At 68.9% G+C, this 1,970-nt stretch carries 2 protein-coding genes; both read right to left on the reverse strand.

The annotated features are described in order from the left end of the window. Positions 1-1,419: Ig-like domain-containing protein (locus tag B056_RS39385; protein WP_018501761.1), on the reverse strand; the 1,419-nt coding region annotated here is incomplete at its 3' end. A gap of 51 nt (positions 1,420-1,470) precedes the next feature. Further along, the gene (locus B056_RS36010) at positions 1,471-1,878 is read right to left on the reverse strand and encodes an integrase core domain-containing protein (RefSeq protein WP_084647128.1); all 408 of its coding nucleotides are present in this window, start codon (positions 1,876-1,878) and stop codon (positions 1,471-1,473) included. Between the last annotated feature and the right edge of the window lie 92 nt (positions 1,879-1,970).

Raw genomic sequence — 1,970 nt, forward strand, 5'->3', positions numbered from 1 at the left:
CGACGCGCCAACGTCGGCCTGACTGAGACCCAAACCTCGATCACCGGGAAGGTACGCCCTCCCCAACCGATCCACAGGTCTCAACCATTGCTCCGTCGCATCACCGGGATCCGCGCCGATGAGCACGTAACCGCTGCTGTTCCTGACCGTCAGGGGACCGTTGATCGTCGACTGGCAGGCGGTGACGGCGAGGGCACCGTCGGCGGTTACCGGGCCGGTGACCTCGGCGCCCGTCAGGGCGAGGGCTCCGCCGGAGCGCACGGTCACCGGCCCGTTCTGCCTACCGCCGGGGCCTATGCAGAGCGACTGGTCGGCGGCGACCGTCAGGGGGCCACTACGCGACGTCGTGATGCACGGTTGGCTGAACGTGACGGTGATGCTGGTGGGCCCTGTCGTGATGGTCGGGATGTTGGCCGGGTCTCCGCTGTAGCTGGCGGTGATCGCATGGGTTCCGGGTTGGAGCCCGCCGATGCTGATGCCGGCTTGTCCCCCGTTCAGCGGCGCGGTTCCCAACGGGGTCGCTCCGTCCAGGAACGTGACCGTCCCGGTCGGCGCGATCGGGTTCGCGGAGCCGACGGTGGCGGTGAGGGTGACGGCGTGCCCGTACAACGGTGTGGAGGTGTTGGAGGTGAGTGAGACCGGGGCCGCGTACCGGAACGAGACGGTCGCGTGGCCGTTACCGTGGTTGACGCCCGGGACGAGAGCTGCGTCGGTCAGCGCCGGCGCCACGAAGCCGCTTCCGCCGCCACCGCCGGCGCCGTAGAAGTCGCCCGGGTCTCCGCCGCCGGAGCCACCGGCACCGCCGAAGTAGCCCCCGCCCCCACCGCCGCCGCCGTTGCCGCCGCCACCGCCGTTGCCCCCGGGGCCTCCGCTCCCCGGATTGGGCTGACCGGTGTTGGGATCTATCTCGGTTCCCGGGGCCCCGGGACCGCCCCGGGTGGAGTTCGGGCTACCGACCCCGGGTGCGCTCTGCGTCCCGCCGCTGCCGGCGACCCCGGATCCGGCGGGCCCCCCGCCCTGGCCGCCGGCATCCCCGGCGGGACCGCCGCCGTTCCCGCCGTGCAGCAGGGGCCCGCCGTTGCCGGCCCCGCCACCGCCGCCCGCGACCATGATCCGGTCGGACGGGCCGAAGGTGTCGACCCGCACGTCCGAGGCGCCACCACCGGATCCGCCCCCACCGTGCGCGCCGCCGCCGCCGGACTCGTGGCCGAAGCCGCCGGGCCGGGCGAACTCACCATGCCGGGACGTCCCGGGGATCCCGGCGGCGCCCACGGTGATTTGGAGGACCTGTCCCGGGCGCACGGCAAGTGTTCCGCGGGTCTCGCCGCCGAGTCCGCCGGGGGCGCCGTCGTTCGACGGGTTGGGGGCCACGAACCCGGCCGCGCTGCCGCCTTCGGCTCCGAACAGGTCGAGGGTCACGCTGGTGACTGGTGTGCCTCGTTAATTCCGGACAGGCTTTATTGAGCTTATTTACGCTGCGGACTGCTTTTTCAGGTACTCGTCGTAGACCTGTTGTGGGGTGCGGTAGTCGAGTCCCGAGTGGCGGCGTGTCGTATTGTAACGGATTTCTATGTACCGGGCGATGTCGCGGCGGGCGTGTTCGCGGGTCGGGTAGACCGTGCGGTGGACACGTTCGTTCTTGAGAGTCGCGAAGAACGACTCGGCCATTGCGTTGTCGTAGCAGATACCGGTCCGGCCGACGGACTGGCGAATCCCGAGTTTCTTCAAGGTAGCAGCGAACTGGGCAGATGTGTAGTTACTTCCGCGGTCCGCATGAAAAATAGCTCCGTCGGCGATTTGGTGGTTACGGGCGGCCATGGTGATGTCGGTATCGATGAGCCCGGTCTTGTAGTTGTCGTCCATGGCCCAGCCGATCAATACCGCTAAGTTTAGCTTTTCCTAGCTCAGCAGGCCATTTCGGTCCGAGTGCGACACGCCAACAGCCGGAAACTTTTTGATCACTATTTCCC

It is taken from the genome of Parafrankia discariae (assembly GCF_000373365.1).
Taxonomy (GTDB): domain Bacteria; phylum Actinomycetota; class Actinomycetes; order Frankiales; family Frankiaceae; genus Parafrankia; species Parafrankia discariae.